Source organism: Streptomyces sp. NPDC054863, assembly GCF_053610825.1.
Genome location: NZ_JBSGZD010000569.1, coordinates 1 through 1,236 on the forward strand (window position 1 = coordinate 1; position 1,236 = coordinate 1,236).

The window sequence follows — 1,236 nt, forward strand, 5'->3', positions numbered from 1 at the left end:
GGCATCGCCAGGGACCGCATCGGCGAGGTCGGCCAGGTGCTGGGCATCGGCGCCTCGGTGGTACGGGCCGGACGGCTGCGGACCCTGCTGCCGCTGCCCGGCGGCGGCGATGCGCTGAGCGCCGACTCCAGCGGCACCCGGCGGCTCGCCACGGCCGCCCTGCGCCTCGACGACGTGCAGCAGGTGCGCCGGGCGAGCGGCGGCACCGCCAACGACGTCCTCCTCGCGGTCGTCGCCGGAGCACTGCGCCGGTGGACGCGGGAACGGGGCGAGCCGGCCGCGGGAGACCCGCGGGCCCTGGTGCCGGTGTCGCGGCGACGGCCGGGCGGGACGGCACCCGGCACGGGCAACAAGCTGTCGGCGTACCTGCTCGACCTGCCCGTCAACGAGCAGGACCCACGGGCACGGCTGGCCGCCGTACGGGACGCCATGGCGCGGAACAAGGCGGCCGGACCCTCGCGGGGCGCCGGGGCGGTCGCCCTCCTCGCCAACCAGCTCCCGGCGTTCGCCAGCAAGTTCGGGGCGCCGCTGGCGGGCGGGGCGGCCCGCGTGCTGTTCGACGTACTCGTCACCAGCGTGCCGCTGCCGCGCGCGGCGCTGTCCCTCGGGGGCCGCCCGCTGCGCGCGGTCTACCCGATGGCCCCACTGGCCCGCGGCCAGGCCCTGGCCGTGGCGCTGTCCACCTACGGCGGCCGGGTGAACGTGGGCCTGGTCGCGGACGGAGAGGCGGTGCCGGACGTGGAACGGCTGGCGGAGGCGCTGGGGGAGGAGCTGGCGGAACTGGTACGGAGCACTTCCAGCCCGTCCGGTGTTTGAGGACGTGCCGACGCAGTCCGTGCACGGGGCGCAGCCCCGGACGCCGGCCCCCACCGGTGCAAGCCGTGACCCTTCCCAGCCCCACGGCGAGCGCCGCGCGGCGGAGCCGCACATGTCACAGCGGGAAGGGGAGAGGGCGGGGCCGCAGGCAAGCCGCACCACCGACCGGCCCGCGCTCGTGCCACCCCGCACCCGCCCCCGTACCGTGTCCCCATGCTGCGTGTACTTGCCGTCGACGACGAGAAGCCTGCCCTGGAGGAGCTCCTCTACCTCCTGCGCGCCGACCCCAGGGTCCGCAGCGCCGAAGGAGCCACCGACGCCACCGAGGCCCTGCTCCGTATCAACCGGGCCCTCGACGCGGGCCCCGACGGCGACGACGCCATCGACGTCGTCTTCCTCGACATCCACATGGCCGGCCTC

1 protein-coding gene and 1 pseudogene are annotated in these 1,236 nt (G+C 76.5%); both read left to right on the forward strand.

Features of this window, described 5'->3' with window-relative positions; genetic code table 11:
* A partial coding sequence (locus ACWGIG_RS38955) for a WS/DGAT domain-containing protein (RefSeq protein WP_453326449.1) occupies positions 1-816 on the forward strand: 816 nt, incomplete at its 5' end.
* A gap of 213 nt (positions 817-1,029) precedes the next feature.
* Positions 1,030-1,236 (forward strand): annotated as a pseudogene (locus ACWGIG_RS38960) (DNA-binding response regulator); the annotation flags it as partial.